Annotated in this window: 12 protein-coding genes; 4 read left to right on the forward strand and 8 right to left on the reverse strand. The window is 69.8% G+C overall.

Going from position 1 to position 13131, the window contains the following annotated elements; translation table 11 throughout:
* Positions 1 to 56: 56 nt before the first annotated feature.
* Together ACFVYL_RS17220 and ACFVYL_RS17225 are read left to right on the forward strand one after the other, a co-directional pair.
* Positions 57 to 1517, forward strand: a complete 1461-nt coding sequence (locus ACFVYL_RS17220; RefSeq protein ID WP_389716577.1) for a purine-cytosine permease family protein — start codon at positions 57 to 59, stop codon at positions 1515 to 1517.
* 123 nt (positions 1518 to 1640) lie between these two features.
* Positions 1641 to 2624, forward strand: a complete 984-nt coding sequence (locus tag ACFVYL_RS17225; RefSeq protein WP_389716579.1) for an LLM class flavin-dependent oxidoreductase — start codon at positions 1641 to 1643, stop codon at positions 2622 to 2624.
* A gap of 53 nt (positions 2625 to 2677) precedes the next feature.
* On the opposite strand, the gene ACFVYL_RS17230 is transcribed toward ACFVYL_RS17225, so the two are convergent.
* From ACFVYL_RS17230 to ACFVYL_RS17245, 4 genes are all read right to left on the reverse strand, one after another.
* A complete protein-coding gene (locus tag ACFVYL_RS17230) occupies positions 2678 to 4102 on the reverse strand; it encodes a sugar porter family MFS transporter (RefSeq protein ID WP_389716581.1) in 1425 nt (474 codons plus the stop codon).
* 207 nt (positions 4103 to 4309) lie between these two features.
* Positions 4310 to 7870 carry a chromosome segregation protein SMC gene (smc, locus tag ACFVYL_RS17235; RefSeq protein ID WP_389716583.1) on the reverse strand — a complete coding sequence of 1187 codons (3561 nt, stop codon included), beginning with the start codon at positions 7868 to 7870 and terminating at the stop codon, positions 4310 to 4312.
* A gap of 236 nt (positions 7871 to 8106) precedes the next feature.
* Complete coding sequence (locus tag ACFVYL_RS17240) at positions 8107 to 8310, reverse strand: hypothetical protein (RefSeq protein WP_055551056.1); 204 nt, start codon at positions 8308 to 8310, stop codon at positions 8107 to 8109.
* Between the two features lie 403 nt (positions 8311 to 8713).
* Positions 8714 to 8995 carry an acylphosphatase gene (locus tag ACFVYL_RS17245; RefSeq protein ID WP_389716586.1) on the reverse strand — a complete coding sequence of 94 codons (282 nt, stop codon included), beginning with the start codon at positions 8993 to 8995 and terminating at the stop codon, positions 8714 to 8716.
* A gap of 129 nt (positions 8996 to 9124) precedes the next feature.
* Between ACFVYL_RS17245 and ACFVYL_RS17250 the strand changes: the two genes are divergently transcribed.
* Together ACFVYL_RS17250 and ACFVYL_RS17255 are read left to right on the forward strand one after the other, a co-directional pair.
* Complete coding sequence (locus tag ACFVYL_RS17250) at positions 9125 to 10030, forward strand: CAP domain-containing protein (protein ID WP_389716589.1); 906 nt, start codon at positions 9125 to 9127, stop codon at positions 10028 to 10030.
* An 81-nt stretch (positions 10031 to 10111) separates the two neighbouring features.
* Positions 10112 to 10492, forward strand: a complete 381-nt coding sequence (locus ACFVYL_RS17255; protein WP_389716591.1) for a winged helix-turn-helix transcriptional regulator — start codon at positions 10112 to 10114, stop codon at positions 10490 to 10492.
* Here the strand turns inward: ACFVYL_RS17255 and mutM are convergent.
* The 4 genes from mutM to ACFVYL_RS17275 all read right to left on the reverse strand — a co-directional run bounded on the left by mutM (position 10465) and on the right by ACFVYL_RS17275 (position 13102).
* Positions 10465 to 11325, reverse strand: coding sequence for a bifunctional DNA-formamidopyrimidine glycosylase/DNA-(apurinic or apyrimidinic site) lyase (mutM, locus tag ACFVYL_RS17260; protein ID WP_389716593.1), 861 nt, complete (start codon positions 11323 to 11325; stop codon positions 10465 to 10467). The genes ACFVYL_RS17255 and mutM overlap by 28 nt on opposite strands.
* Positions 11326 to 11416: 91 nt before the next feature.
* On the reverse strand, positions 11417 to 12235 hold the full coding sequence (rnc, locus tag ACFVYL_RS17265; protein ID WP_389716595.1) for a ribonuclease III: 819 nt from the start codon (positions 12233 to 12235) through the stop codon (positions 11417 to 11419).
* Between the two features lie 7 nt (positions 12236 to 12242).
* Positions 12243 to 12416 carry a 50S ribosomal protein L32 gene (gene rpmF / locus ACFVYL_RS17270; RefSeq protein WP_026165248.1) on the reverse strand — a complete coding sequence of 58 codons (174 nt, stop codon included), beginning with the start codon at positions 12414 to 12416 and terminating at the stop codon, positions 12243 to 12245.
* 2 nt (positions 12417 to 12418) lie between these two features.
* Complete coding sequence (locus ACFVYL_RS17275) at positions 12419 to 13102, reverse strand: YceD family protein (protein ID WP_389716833.1); 684 nt, start codon at positions 13100 to 13102, stop codon at positions 12419 to 12421.
* Positions 13103 to 13131: the final 29 nt, after the last annotated feature.

Below are 13131 nucleotides of genomic sequence, written 5' to 3' on the forward strand. Positions count from 1 at the left end.
CCCCCACCGGCGGATCGCGACGTTGCGATCCGAGTGAGAGGCACGGACCCACCCCCATGAGCAGCACCACCGCCGAATCCGAAGGCGCCCTCGAGACGCGCGGCCTTGAGCCCGTCCCGGACGCCGAGCGCACGGGCAGGACCCGTGAGCTCTTCCCCACCTGGGTAGCGGCCAACATCAGCGTCCTGCTGCTGACCATGGGCGCGGGCCTGATCGTCTCCAACGGCCTGAACATCTGGCAGGTCCTGGTCGTCGCGCTCGTCTCGCCCCTGCTGAGCTACGGCATGGTCGGCCTGATCTCGATCGCGGGCAAGCGCGGCGGGTCGCCCGGCATGACGCTCTCCCGCGCGGTCTTCGGCCAGCGGGGCAACCTCTTCCCCGGCGCCCTCATCTGGGTGGCCCGCTGGGGCTGGGAGACGATCAACGCGGTCACCGGCGCGTACGCGATCATCACTGTCCTGAACATCTGCTTCGGCGTGGAGTCGAGCACCTGGCTGACCGTCGTCACCCTGGTCGCCTTCGTCACCTGCACGTTCCTGATCAGCGGCCTCGGCAGGAAGATCCTGCACATCTGCAGCACCTGGTCGACGTACGCCTTCGGCGCCTTCAGCGTCCTGGTGCTGATCTACCTCCTCGCCGAGACCGACTGGTCCGCCGTCTTCGACAAGCCCGCGGGCTCCACCGCGATGATGGTCGCGGGCGTCGGCACGATCGCCGCCGGCGGCATCAGCTGGGTGCCCACCGGCCCCGACTTCACCCGGTACCTGCCGCGCGCGGCCTCCAACAAGCCGCTCATCGGCCACGCCATCGGCGGCGCCGGCATCGTCGTCGTCCCGATGGTCCTGATGGGCGCCGTCATGGCGGTCTCCGACCCGAAGCTCTCCTCGGCGCAGGACCCGGTCTCCTTCCTCGGCGAACTGCTCCCGATGTGGATCGCGGTGCCGTACCTCCTCATGGCGCTCATCGGCATGCTGCTGATCAACTCCATGTCGATGTACTCCGCGGGCTTCACCGCCATGACGCTCGGCATCAAGGTCCCGCGCACCTGGGCGGTCAGCGTGAACGCCGTGATCAGCCTGATCTTCGGCTACATCCTGATGAACGTGGCGACCAGCTTCATGGGCTCGTTCATCTCCTTCCTCACGCTGCTCGCGGTCGCGTTCTCCGCCTGGATCGGCGTCTTCGGCGTCGACATGCTGCGCCGCAAGACGTACGACGGCGAGGCGCTGATGGACACCAAGCGCACCAGCGCCTACTGGTACAAGGCGGGCTTCGCCTGGCAGGCCATGACGGCGTGGGCGATCGCCCTGGTGGGGGGCCTGCTCTTCACCAAGGTCGACTGGTTCAGCGGCCCGCTCGCCACGTCCTGGATCGGCCGGCACGGCCTGGGCTGGCTGACCACGATCGTCATCGCCGCGCTGCTGTACGCGATCCTGCCGAAGACCCCGCTGGTCGAGCGGCCCGCGGCGGCCCCGGACGGCAAGGGCGAGGGCGACACCGAGCTGGTATCCGCCTGATCCTCGCCATCCTCGCCATCCTCGCCACGGTTCGATCCAACTCCCGTACGAGGCTATCCATCTGACATCGCGTCAACTAACGTCCCCCTTCGCCGCCCACGCACGGTGAAGGGGGACGTTCCCATGCCCGCCACAGTCGTACGTTTCAACCTCGTCGATCCCGCGGCGACGCCCGCATCCCTGAGCGAGCGCTACCGGACCGCCCTGGAGATGGCCGCCTACGCGGACGACCGCGGCATCTCCACCGTCCAGACCGAGGAACACCACGGCACGGAGAACAACTGGATCTCCTCGCCGTTCACCTTCGCGGGCGCCGTCTTCGGCGCGACCCGGCGCATCACCGTGACGGTGTCCGCGGTCATCGGCCCGCTGCACGACCCGCTGCGGCTCGCCGAGGACATCGCCGTACTCGACCTGCTGAGCGCGGGACGCCTGGTCACGGTGGCGGGGATCGGCTACCGGCCCGAGGAGTACGCGCAGGCGGGCGTCGACTGGGAGCACCGCGGAGGGCTCCAGGACGAGCTCCTGGAGACGCTGCTCAAGGCCTGGACGGGTGAGCCCTTCACCTTCCGCGGCCGCACCGCGCGCGTCACGCCGCGGCCCTTCACCCAGCCGCACCCGCTGCTCCTGGTCGGCGGCTCCTCGAAGGCGGCGGCCCGGCGCGCGGCCCGGCTCGGCCTGCCGTTCTTCCCCAGCGCCCACCTGCCCGAGCTTGAGGCGTACTACGACGCGCATCGCGCGGAGCACGGCACCGAGGGCTGGACGATGATGCCCGCCGCCGAGACCCCGCTCCTGCACATCGCCGACGACCCCGAGCGCACGTGGGCCGAGCACGGCGAGCACTTCCTGCACGAGGCGCGCACGTACGCCTCCTGGCAGTCCAAGGACATCCGCTCGGCGGTGAAGTCGTCGGCCACGACGGTGACGGAGCTGCGCGACGAGGGCGTCTACCGCATCCTGACGCCCGACGAGTGCGTGACGTACGCGAAGAACGGCGCGGGCAGCCTCGTCCTGCATCCGCTCTCCGGCGGCATGCCCGTCGACGAGGGCTGGCGCAGCCTGCACCACTTCTGCGAAAACGTACTGCCCCGGCTCAAGGACAAGTGAGCACGAGTCCTTCAGCCGGGGCAGCTTCCTGAAGAGGAGGGGGGCAGCGGGGTTTAGCCCATCTCCTCCAGGGCCTTGCCCTTCGTCTCCTTGACGAACTTCATGACGAAGGGGATCGAGATGGCGGCGAAGGCGCCATAGATGATGTACGAGCCGGTCAGGGACCACTCGGACATGCTCGGGAAGGTCTTGGTGATCGCGAAGTTGGCGAGCCACTGGGCGGCGGCGGCGACACCGAGCGCCGCGGCGCGGATCCGGTTCGGGAAGATCTCGCCGAGCAGCACCCAGACCACCACGCCCCAGGAGAGGGCGAAGAAGAGCACGAAGGCGTTGGCGGCGATGATCGCGGTCAGGCCCTGCGCATTGGGCAGCGAGACGTTGTCGCCGGAGCCGGTCTTGTACGAGAACGCCCACGCCATGGTGAACAGCGCGGCCGCCATGCCCGCGGAGCCGATGATCGCCAGCGGCTTGCGGCCGATGCGGTCGACGAAGATCATCGCGATGACCGTGCCGATGATGTTCACGATCGACGTCTCGAACGAGTACAGGAACGAGCTGGACGGGTCCTTGCCGATCGACTGCCACAGCTGGTTCGAGTAGTAGAAGATCACGTTGATGCCGACGAGCTGCTGGAAGACCGAGAGCCCGATGCCGATCCAGACGATCGGGAGGAAGCCGACCTTGCCGAGGAGGTCCTTGAAGGAAGGCTTGTGCTCCCGGTGCAGGCCCGTCTCGATCTCCTGCACGCGCGCGTCCAGGTCGATGTGCTGCCCCTCGACCTCGCCGAGGACCTTCTTCGCCTCGGCCTGCTTGCCGGCCGAGATCAAAAAGCGCGGCGACTCGGGGATGATGAAGGACAGCAGCCCGTAGAGCAGGGCGGGGATGACCATGACGCCGAGCATCCACTGCCAGGCCTCAAGGCCCATCAGCTTGCCGCGCTGGTCACCGTCGGCCATGTTCAGGATGCCCCAGTTGACCAGCTGGGAGACGGCGATGCCGATGACGATCGCGGCCTGCTGGAACGAGGCGAGCCGGCCGCGGTAGGCGGGCGGGGCGACCTCGGCGATGTACGCCGGGCCGATCACCGAGGCCATGCCGATGCCGATGCCGCCGATGAGGCGCCACATGGTGAGGTCCCAGGCCGCGAAGGGCAGGGACGAGCCGATCGCGCTGGCCGCGAAGAGCACGGCGGCGATCTGCATGCAGCGGATGCGGCCGATGCGGTCCGCGATGCGGCCTGCGATGGCGGCACCGACGGCACAGCCGAGCAGCGCGGTCGCAATGATCCAGCCGAGCATGTTGGCGTCGACGTCGAATCGGTGCTGGATGGCGACGGTCGCGCCGTTGATCACCGAACTGTCGTAGCCGAAGAGGAAGCCACCCATCGCGGCGGCCGCCGTAATGAAGATGACATGTCCGAGATGGTCCGGGTGGGCCTCTCTGGCTCCGGACTGGGGCGCCTGCGATGTGCTGGTCACGTGTACTCCTCGGGCCACCGGCAGCGCTGCCGGGGGTGGGGGCGAGCTCTTCAAGTGGCGCACAACTTCACGCCGCCCACCACCTGAAGGTAAAAGCAACGTTGCAGAGACTATGCCTTCAAGTTTCGAAGTCAATAGGGGGGCAGCTGTGAATTTATGAGCACCCTGAGCCCGCATAGGTTCAAGTCTTGAAGCGTTGAAGAGTGCCTAGCGGAGCCGTTGGCTGATCACCTTCGAGACGCCGTCGCCCTGCATCGAGACGCCGTACAGCGCGTCGGCGACCTCCATCGTGCGCTTCTGGTGCGTGATCACGATGAGCTGCGAGGCCTCCTGCAGCTCCTGCATGATGCGGATGAGCCGCTGCAGGTTGGTGTCGTCGAGCGCCGCCTCGACCTCGTCCATCACGTAGAACGGACTGGGCCGCGCCTTGAAGATCGAGACGAGCAACGCCACGGCCGTCAGCGACCGCTCGCCGCCGGACAGCAGCGAGAGCCGCTTGACCTTCTTGCCGGGCGGCCGGGCCTCGACGTCCACGCCGGTGGTGAGCATGTTGTCGGGGTCGGTCAGGATCAGCCGCCCCTCGCCGCCTGGGAAGAGCCGGGAGAAGACACCCTCGAACTCGCGGGCCGTGTCGTAGTAAGCCTCGGTGAAGACCTGCTCGACGCGCTCGTCGACCTCCTTCACCACCTGGAGGAGGTCGGCCCGCGTCTTCTTCAGGTCTTCGAGCTGCTCGCTCAGGAACTTGTGCCGCTCCTCCAGCGCCGCGAACTCCTCAAGGGCCAGCGGGTTCACTTTTCCGAGCTGCTGATACGCCCGTTCGGCTGACCTGAGCCGCTTCTCCTGCTCGGCGCGGACGAAGGGCACCGGCTTGCTCCGCGGATCATCGGCATCGGGCAGCTCCTCACCCTCGGCGGGGGGCGAGGCCGGTACGAGCTGATCCGGACCGTAGTCCGCCACGAGTCCCGCCGGTTCCACACCGAGCTCCTCCAGTGCCTTGGCCTCCAGCTGCTCGATCCGCAGCCGCTTCTCGGCACCCAGTACCTCGCCGCGGTGAACTGAATCAGTCAATTTGTCGAGTTCGGCCTTGAGGTCCCTGCCCCGGCCGCGCTCGGCCACCAGATCCCGCTCCCGCGCCTCCTTGGCACGCTCGGCCGCGGCCCGCTCCTCCTGCGCCCGTACGAGGGAGACCTCGACGTGGGCGAGCAGCTGGCGCCCGCCGGACGCGACGGCTCCGGCCACCGCCGCCTCGTGGCGCAGCCGGGCCCTGCGCTGTTCGGCACGCGCGCGTGCCTCGCGTTCGGCGCGGGCGGCCCGGTCCAGGGAGTCCGCGCGGCCCGCGAGCGCCTTGACCCGCTCCTCGTGCGTACGGGCCTGGAGCCGGGCCTCCATCTCGGTCTGCCGGGCGTTGGCCCCGTCGGCGGCGAGCCGGTCGCGCACGGCGGTGTCCGGCTCCTCCTCTCCTTCTCCCGAGGGGGACGCCTCCTCGGCGACGGCGAGCCGCTCGGCGAGTTCCTCGGCCTCCTCAAGAGCCCTGTCCAGCGCGTCCTGTGCCTTCGCCGCCGCGGCGGCGGACCGCTCGGCCTCCCCCGCGGCGCCCCGCGCCTGCCCGGCGAGCCGCCCCAACTGCTGCGCCACGGACGACTTCTCGCGGTCGGCGGCCCTACGCCGCTCCCCCAACTCCTCGACGAGCGCGGCGCATTCCTTGCGTCGCTGCCCGGCCCGCTCCTGATCGACGGCCAACTGCTCGCACTGCGCGCCGAGTTGTTCCAGCTCGGCGGCTGCTTCGTCGACGGAGGCCTGCACTTCGAGCAGGCTCGGCGCCCCCGCGGACCCGCCCTGCGCGAAGTGCGCCCCGAGCAGGTCCCCTTCGGCGGTGACAGCGGTCAGTGCGGGGTGTGCGTAGACCAGGTCCTCGGCGTCCTCCAGCGTCCCCACCGCGACGATGCCGCGCAGCAGCCGCCGCACGGCGGGCAGCAACTCCTCGGGCCCCCGTACGAGATCGGCGACCAGCGGCGGCCCCTCGGGGCGCTCCTCGCGCGCCTCGTCCGTGGCGCCGCCGAGCAGCAGCGCGGCCCGCCCCGCGTCCTGCTTGCGGAGCAGGCGGATGGCCTCGGCGGCCGTGCTCGGACCGCTCACGGCGATGGCGTCGGCGCAGGCACCGAGCGCGGCCGCGACCGGAACCTCGAAGCCGGGGGCCACGGTGAGCAGGGCGGCGGCCGGGCCGAGCAGCCCGGTGAGCTGCTCCCCGGCGGCGAGCAGCGCGCCGGTGCCGTCCTTGCGCCGCAGGCCGAGCGCGAGCGCGTCGTGCCGGGCGGCGACCGCGGCCCGCTTGCGCTCGGCGCCGGTCGCCGCCTCCCGCGCCGCGGCGAGCGCGGCCTCGGCCTCGGCGAGCTCCCGCTTCGCCGCGTCGTGCCGCTCGCCGAGCTCCGCGTCGTCGGCGTCGAGCCCGTCGACCTCGGCCTTGAGCTGCTCGTACTCCTCCTGGGCCGTGACCGCGCGCTCGGCGGCCTCGTCCCGGGCGGCGGCGAGCCGGTCGATCTCGGCCTGGGCGGACGCCGCCCGCGAACGCGCCGCGCCGACCTGCCCGCTCAGCCGGGCGAGTCCTTCGCGCCGGTCGGCGATGGACCGCGCCACGTCCTTGAGCCTGCGCTCCTCGACGGCCAGCTGCTGTTCGAGCTCGGCCCGGTGGGCGACCGTGTCCTCCAGGGCGTGTTCGGCGGCCTCAAGCGCGGCTTCGAGCTCGGCCTCCTGCTCGCGGATCCGGGCGGCCTCGCGCTCCATGTCCTCGGGGTCGCGGCCGCGCCGCTCCTCGGGGGGCGCGGCGGTGGCGCTCTTGACCCGGGCGTCGGCCAGCGAGACGGTGCCGCGCACCCGCTCGGCCAGCTGGGACAGCTCGTACCAGGTCTGCTGGGCCCGCTGCAGGCGCGGCGTGAGGCGCCGCACCTCTCCCTCCAGCTCCGCCTCGCGCTGCAGGGCGGCCTTCAGCTCGGCCTCCGCGCCCTCCTTGCGTGCCTTGAGCGCGGCTTCGTCGGCGACCTCCGCGTTCAGCGTCTCGCGCAGCCGTACGAGATCGTCGGCGAGCAGCCGCAGGCGGGCGTCGCGCAGGTCGGCCTGGATGACGGCGGCCCGGCGTGCGACGGCGGCCTGCCGGCCCAGCGGCTTGAGCTGGCGCCGCAGCTCGTCGGTGAGGTCCTGTACGCGCGCGAGGTTGGCCTGCATCGCGTCGAGCTTGCGCAGGGCCTTCTCCTTGCGCTTGCGGTGCTTGAGGACACCCGAGGCCTCTTCGATGAACGCGCGCCGCCCCATCGGGTCGGCGTGCAGCACTCCGTCGAGCTGGCCCTGCCCGACGATGACGTGCATCTCCCGTCCGATGCCGGAGTCGGAGAGCAGTTCCTGGATGTCGAGGAGACGGCAGGTGTCGCCGTTGATCTGGTACTCGCTGCCCCCGTTGCGGAACATGATCCGCGTGATGGTGACTTCGGCGTACTCGATGGGCAGCGCGCCGTCGGAGTTGTCGATGGTGAGGGACACCTCGGCGCGGCCGAGCGGGGGCCGCCCGGTGGTGCCGGCGAAGATGACGTCCTCCATCTTGCCGCCGCGCAGGGACTTGGCGCCCTGCTCGCCCATGACCCAGCTCAGCGCGTCCACGACATTGGACTTGCCGGAGCCGTTGGGTCCGACGACGCAGGTGATGCCCGGCTCGAACTTCAGCGTCGTGGCGGACGCGAAGGACTTGAAACCGCGCAGGGTAAGGGCCTTGAGATGCACGCCGTCGGACTCTACCTTTCAGTGGCCGTTTCACCGATGAAGGTGCAGGGCACATCAGACGGTAAAGGAAGCGGCATATGCGGGGACGGAACGTATGCGGGAGCGGGAAAGAAAGAAGGGACGCCGAAGCGTCCCTTGCAGATCTTGAAACAAGCGGCTGACACGAACAGCCTGACCGGTTGCTTATCAGGGACGCATGTGCAGAAAGTCCCTGTGAATTAGTGATCGTTTAGTGGTCAGGTGAGCGCAGGCTCCGCCTGGGGTACGTCGATGCTCTCGAGGAGCGATTCGTGAGAAGCGGCAGCCGCGAGCGCGTCGTTCTCCGCCTGAATCCGACCGAGCTCGGATTCCAGGTCCTGTACGCGCTGCTGGAGCCGTCGCATCTCGGCGAGGAGTCGCGGGTCGCTGCCGCCGACGTAACCGAGAAGCGCCTTTGCCATGATGGATGGTCCTCCACACTGAGTGACCGACCGAAGCGGTGTGGGTCGTGAGGGAATCGCACCCGCGGTGCTTGGCACTTGTTGTTCTGCTGGGGTCTTGCTGGCCGTTCTCACATGCCAAACAGCTAAGGTGCGCGGGGCTTCCAGAGTCTCACCAAAAAGTTTGACGGTCAACACGATCACACCCCGTATTGGCGGGCGACCCGGGGGCACGCGGCCCTGGAACGGGCGGCGGTGCTACTCCTTCGGGGCCCTGGGGGCGTGGAGATCATCCTTACCTGGGGAGCCTGCCACGGCAAGCGGTTCTTGGCAACCACCAGGCTTTTTCTGCCTCAGGCAGTTGCCCGGGACACGCGTCCCGCACCCCGTCGACCCCGTCCTGAGACGTCTCGCCCGGTCACGGTCACCGGATGGCGAAGGTCTCGTATATGCCACGTGGTGTGTCCCAGATCTCGGTGACTCCGTCGACCCGCCCGGGTGTGTCGCCCTCGCGGAGCCAGTCGAGCAGTTTCTGGCAGCCCACCCGGGGGCCTTCGGCGACGACCTGTACGCGGCCGTCCTCCAGATTGAGAGCAAAACCACTCAGGGAACCGATCTCCAGCGCCTTGGCCCGCGTGAACCAGCGGAATCCCACGGCCTGTACGCGTCCTCGCACCCAGGCGGTGAGTCGCACGTCTTCATTCATGGGTGCACGCTAACCGGCCAATTGCTCAGGAGGCACTTCGTGCCCATGCGCCATCGCGTACAGTCGCGACTCGATGAGCCTCACCCATATGGGTGAGTCACGTTGATCATAAGGACGAAAGGCCAGGAGATGGGACGCCACCGACGCTCCGGCGCTGGACAGGCCGCCGCCACCCCTGAGAACCCTCAGCACCCTCCGGGGACGGTGTCGCACCGCCGCAAGGGCCGCGCCTCCGCCCCGGTCCGCACGGGTCTGCTCGGCGTCTCGGCCGCCGTCGCGATGGGTGCCGTCGCGGTCGCCGCGGGCGTGCTCCCGGGTTCCGACAGCTATCAGCTGGGCGGCGGGAGCGACGCGGGCAAGGTACGCTCCGCGGCCGCGCCGACCGAGGTGGACGCCCAGGGCGGATCGGGTGACAGGGCCGAGCGCGCCGAGCCGACGCCGAGCCGTGGCACCGACCGCTCCGAGGCGCCGGCGCCCGCTCCCTCCAAGGCAGGCCCCAAGCCGTCGAGGACTCCGGCCCAGAAGCCGACGCCCAAGGCACCGAAGCCGCGCACCGAGCCGCACGCCGACGAGAAGAAGCCGGCGCCGCCGAGCCCGTCCCGTACGCCCGAGAAGAAGCCCACGACTCCCCCGGCGGACTCCCGGTCCTCCTCCGACGAGGTCAAGGCCGAGGCCGAGGTGATCACCCTGGTCAACCAGGAGCGGGCCAAGGCGGGCTGCCGTCCGGTGCAGGCCGACGACCGGCTCGCGGCGCTGGCCGGCGCCTTCAGCGCCGACATGGCCGAGCGCGACTTCTTCGACCACACCGACCCGGACGGCGCGACGCCCTGGGACCGCGCCGACAAGGCGGGCATCTCCGGCCTGGGCGGCGAGAACATCGCGCGCGGGCAGGCCGACGCCCGGTCCGTGATGGCTGCCTGGATGGACAGCCCGGGCCACCGTGCCAACATCCTCAACTGCGACTACAAGACCCTGGGCGTCGGCGTGCACTTCGCGCCGGGCGGCCCGTGGTGGACGCAGGACTTCGGCTTCTGACGGTCGCGCGGCACCGCTCGCGCTCCCCCTCACTCTTAGCACTAACCATTGGTTAGCGCTGCGCGGGAGTAAGGTATCCGCATGGAACCCACCGACCTGGCGTACGACGTGTTCTCCCGGCAGTGCCCCTCCCGGGCCACGCTGGAGCACGTCACCGGACGCTGGGGTGCGCTCACCCTCGGAGCTCTGCACGAGGGGACGTTCCGTTTCAACGAACTGCGCCGCCGCGTCGACGGCGTCAGCGAGAAGATGCTCTCCCAGACCCTGCACGCCCTTGAGCGCGACGGCCTGGTGCACCGCACCGCACAGCCGACCAACCCGCCGCGCGTGGACTACCGACTCACCCCGCTGGGACAGGAGATCACCGAGCGGCTGCTCGCCCTGATCCGCTGCGTGGAGGGCAGGCAGGACGAGGTGCTGCGGGCGCGGGAACGTTACGACGAGGCGCGCGGCGCCCGCTGACAGCGGGGGCAGAAGTAGCTGGACCGGTTCATCCAGGGGCGCCGGCGGATCGCCGTACCGCAGCGGCGGCACGGCTCGTCCTCCCGGCCGTAGGCGTCCAACGACCGCTCGAAGTAGCCCGATTCGCCGTTCACATTGACGTAGAGGCTGTCGAAGCTGGTGCCGCCGACGGCGAGGGCCGCGTTCATCACGTCCCTTACGTGGCCCAGGAGTTCGGCCGTGCGCGGGCGCGTGAAGGTGCCGGTGGGCCGCTCGTAGTGCAGCCTCGACCGCCACAGCGCCTCGTCCGCGTAGATGTTGCCGACGCCGCTGATCAGCGACTGGTCGAGCAGCGCCCGCTTGATCGTCGTACGGCGGCCGCGCAGCGCCTGATGGAAGGCGTCGTCGTCGAACGCGGCGTCCAGCGGGTCGCGCGCGATGTGCGCGATGACGTCGGGCAGGCCGTCGGCGGTGTTGTCGTGCAGCGAGAGCCCGCCGAAGGTGCGCTGGTCGACAAAGCGGAGCTCGGTGCCCTGCTCGTCCGCGAAGCGCATCCGGATCCTCAAGTGCTTCTCGTCCGGGGCCTCTTGGGGCTGCACCAGAAGCTGCCCGCTCATGCCCAGATGGGCCAGGACGGACTGCGCGGAGTCGGCGAGCGGCAGCCACAGGTACTTGCCGCGCCGCTGGGCGAGCCCCATCCGGTGCCCGGTCAGCCGGGCCGCGAAGTCCGCACCGCCCGCCACGTGCCGCCGCACCGCACGCGGGTGCAGCACCTGCACCTCGCCGATGAGACGCCCGCTGACCCACCGCTCCAGACCACGCCGGACGACTTCGACTTCGGGCAGCTCGGGCATGTCCGCTCCGGGAGGGTGTGAGGGGCTGGGGAAAACACAGCGCCGGCCACCCTCACGAAGAGGGCGGCCGGCACCGAAGGATGGGCGGCCGTCAGGCCGAGGGGGTGTCGGCGGTCCCCTCGGACTGTGCGGCAGCGGCGGCCTCGGCCACCTTGATCCGCTCGTCCGCGGCGGCGCGGATCGCGCGCCACGCGGACTCGGCGGCCTGCTGCTCCGCTTCCTTCTTGCTGCGGCCGGTGCCGGTGCCGTACGAGACGCCTCCGACGCGGGCGGCAGCAGTAAAGGTCTTCTCGTGGTCGGGGCCGCTCTCCGTGACGAGATACTCGGGCACGCCGAGGCTCTCCGTCGCGGTGAGCTCCTGGAGACTGGTCTTCCAGTCCAGGCCCGCACCCAGGTTCGAGGACTTTTCGATCAGCGGGTCGAAGAGCCGGTGCACCAGCTCACCCGCCGCGTCCAGACCCTGGTCCAGATAGACCGCGCCGATCACCGCTTCAAGGGTGTCGGCGAGGATGGATGCCTTGTCCCGGCCACCCGTACCCTCTTCGCCCCGGCCGAGCCGGATGAAGGAGCCGAGTTCAAGGCCGCGGCCGACCTCCGCCAGCGCACGCGAATTGACCACCGCGGCCCGCAACTTGGCCAGCTGGCCTTCGGGCAGATCGGGGTGGGTCCGATACAGCGTGTCCGTGACGACGAGGCCGAGCACCGAGTCCCCGAGGAACTCGAGCCGCTCGTTCGTCGGCAGACCGCCGTTCTCGTACGCGTACGAACGGTGGGTCAGTGCACGCACCAGAAGGGCGGACTCGAGCTTGTACCCGAGCCGCCCTTCCAGAAGCGTGTGGGACGAGGCCGTTGTCTCCGCCAATTTCTTGGCGTCTTCCGCCTTCTTGGGGCTAGACACGGTGCCTCTCACCAGCCGCTCAGACCTCGAGGACCTGGCGCTTGTTGTAGGTGCCGCAGCTCGGGCACGCGATGTGCTGCTGCTTGGGCTCCTGGCAACGCTCACACGAAACCAGGGTGGGGACCGCAGCCTTCCACTGCGACCGGCGGTGGCGCGTGTTGCTGCGCGACATCTTCCGCTTCGGAACAGCCACGGCTACTTCTCCTGCTTCTCGTCGACGCCCGCTTGTGCTTCGGCGCCGCTCATCTCGTCCTTCTCGCCGTCCTGGATGGTGCCAGCGAGTCCCTGCAAAGCCGCCCAACGGATGTCGACGGCGTCATGGTGGTGGTCCGGGTCGTCCGCGAGCCGCACTCCGCACTGGGAGCACAGGCCCGGACAGTCGTCCTGGCACACCGGCTGCATCGGCAGTGCGAGCACCACCGCATCACGCAGCACAGGCTCGAGGTCGAACATGCCGTCCTCGAGGTAGAGCCTGCCCTCGTCTTCCTCGGCGTCGTCGGCCGGTTCCGCGGTGCGGCCCCGGTCGTCGGCGTCAGGGTACGAGAACATCTCCTGGAAGTCCGCGTCGAGCTCAAGGCCGAGCGGCTCCAGACACCTTACGCACTCCCCCTCGGCCGTTGCACGGGCGGTGCCTGTGACAAGCACCCCTTCCATGACCGACTCCAGTCGGACCTCCAGCTCGACCGGAACGCCCTGCGGCACTCCGATGACCCCTTCGATACCGAAGGCGCCCGGCGGGCCGGGCGCTTCGATCTCACGGGTCAGCCGCTGCATGGCACCAGGACGCCGCCCCAGCTCGTGTGTGTCGAACACGAGAGGGTTTCGGTGGTCGAGGCGCGTAGTCAGGGCTTTTCCTGCTTTCGAATCCGGGAAGTCCAGGGGGGAGGCCGCCGCACCGGTGCCGCGAG

This window comes from Streptomyces sp. NPDC058308, assembly GCF_042880275.1.
Taxonomy (GTDB): Bacteria; Actinomycetota; Actinomycetes; order Streptomycetales; family Streptomycetaceae; genus Streptomyces.

Bases quoted from the DNA above. Each gene is read 5' to 3' on its own strand.
- ACFVYL_RS17240 (WP_055551056.1), bottom strand. From the start codon at position 8,310: ATGGCAAAGGCGCTTCTCGGTTACGTCGGCGGCAGCGACCCGCGACTC.
- ACFVYL_RS17220 (WP_389716577.1), top strand. From the start codon at position 57: ATGAGCAGCACCACCGCCGAATCCGAAGGCGCCCTCGAGACGCGCGGC.
- ACFVYL_RS17255 (WP_389716591.1), top strand. From the start codon at position 10,112: ATGGAACCCACCGACCTGGCGTACGACGTGTTCTCCCGGCAGTGCCCC.
- ACFVYL_RS17225 (WP_389716579.1), top strand. From the start codon at position 1,641: ATGCCCGCCACAGTCGTACGTTTCAACCTCGTCGATCCCGCGGCGACG.
- mutM (WP_389716593.1), bottom strand. From the start codon at position 11,325: ATGCCCGAGCTGCCCGAAGTCGAAGTCGTCCGGCGTGGTCTGGAGCGG.
- ACFVYL_RS17250 (WP_389716589.1), top strand. From the start codon at position 9,125: ATGGGACGCCACCGACGCTCCGGCGCTGGACAGGCCGCCGCCACCCCT.
- ACFVYL_RS17245 (WP_389716586.1), bottom strand. From the start codon at position 8,995: ATGAATGAAGACGTGCGACTCACCGCCTGGGTGCGAGGACGCGTACAG.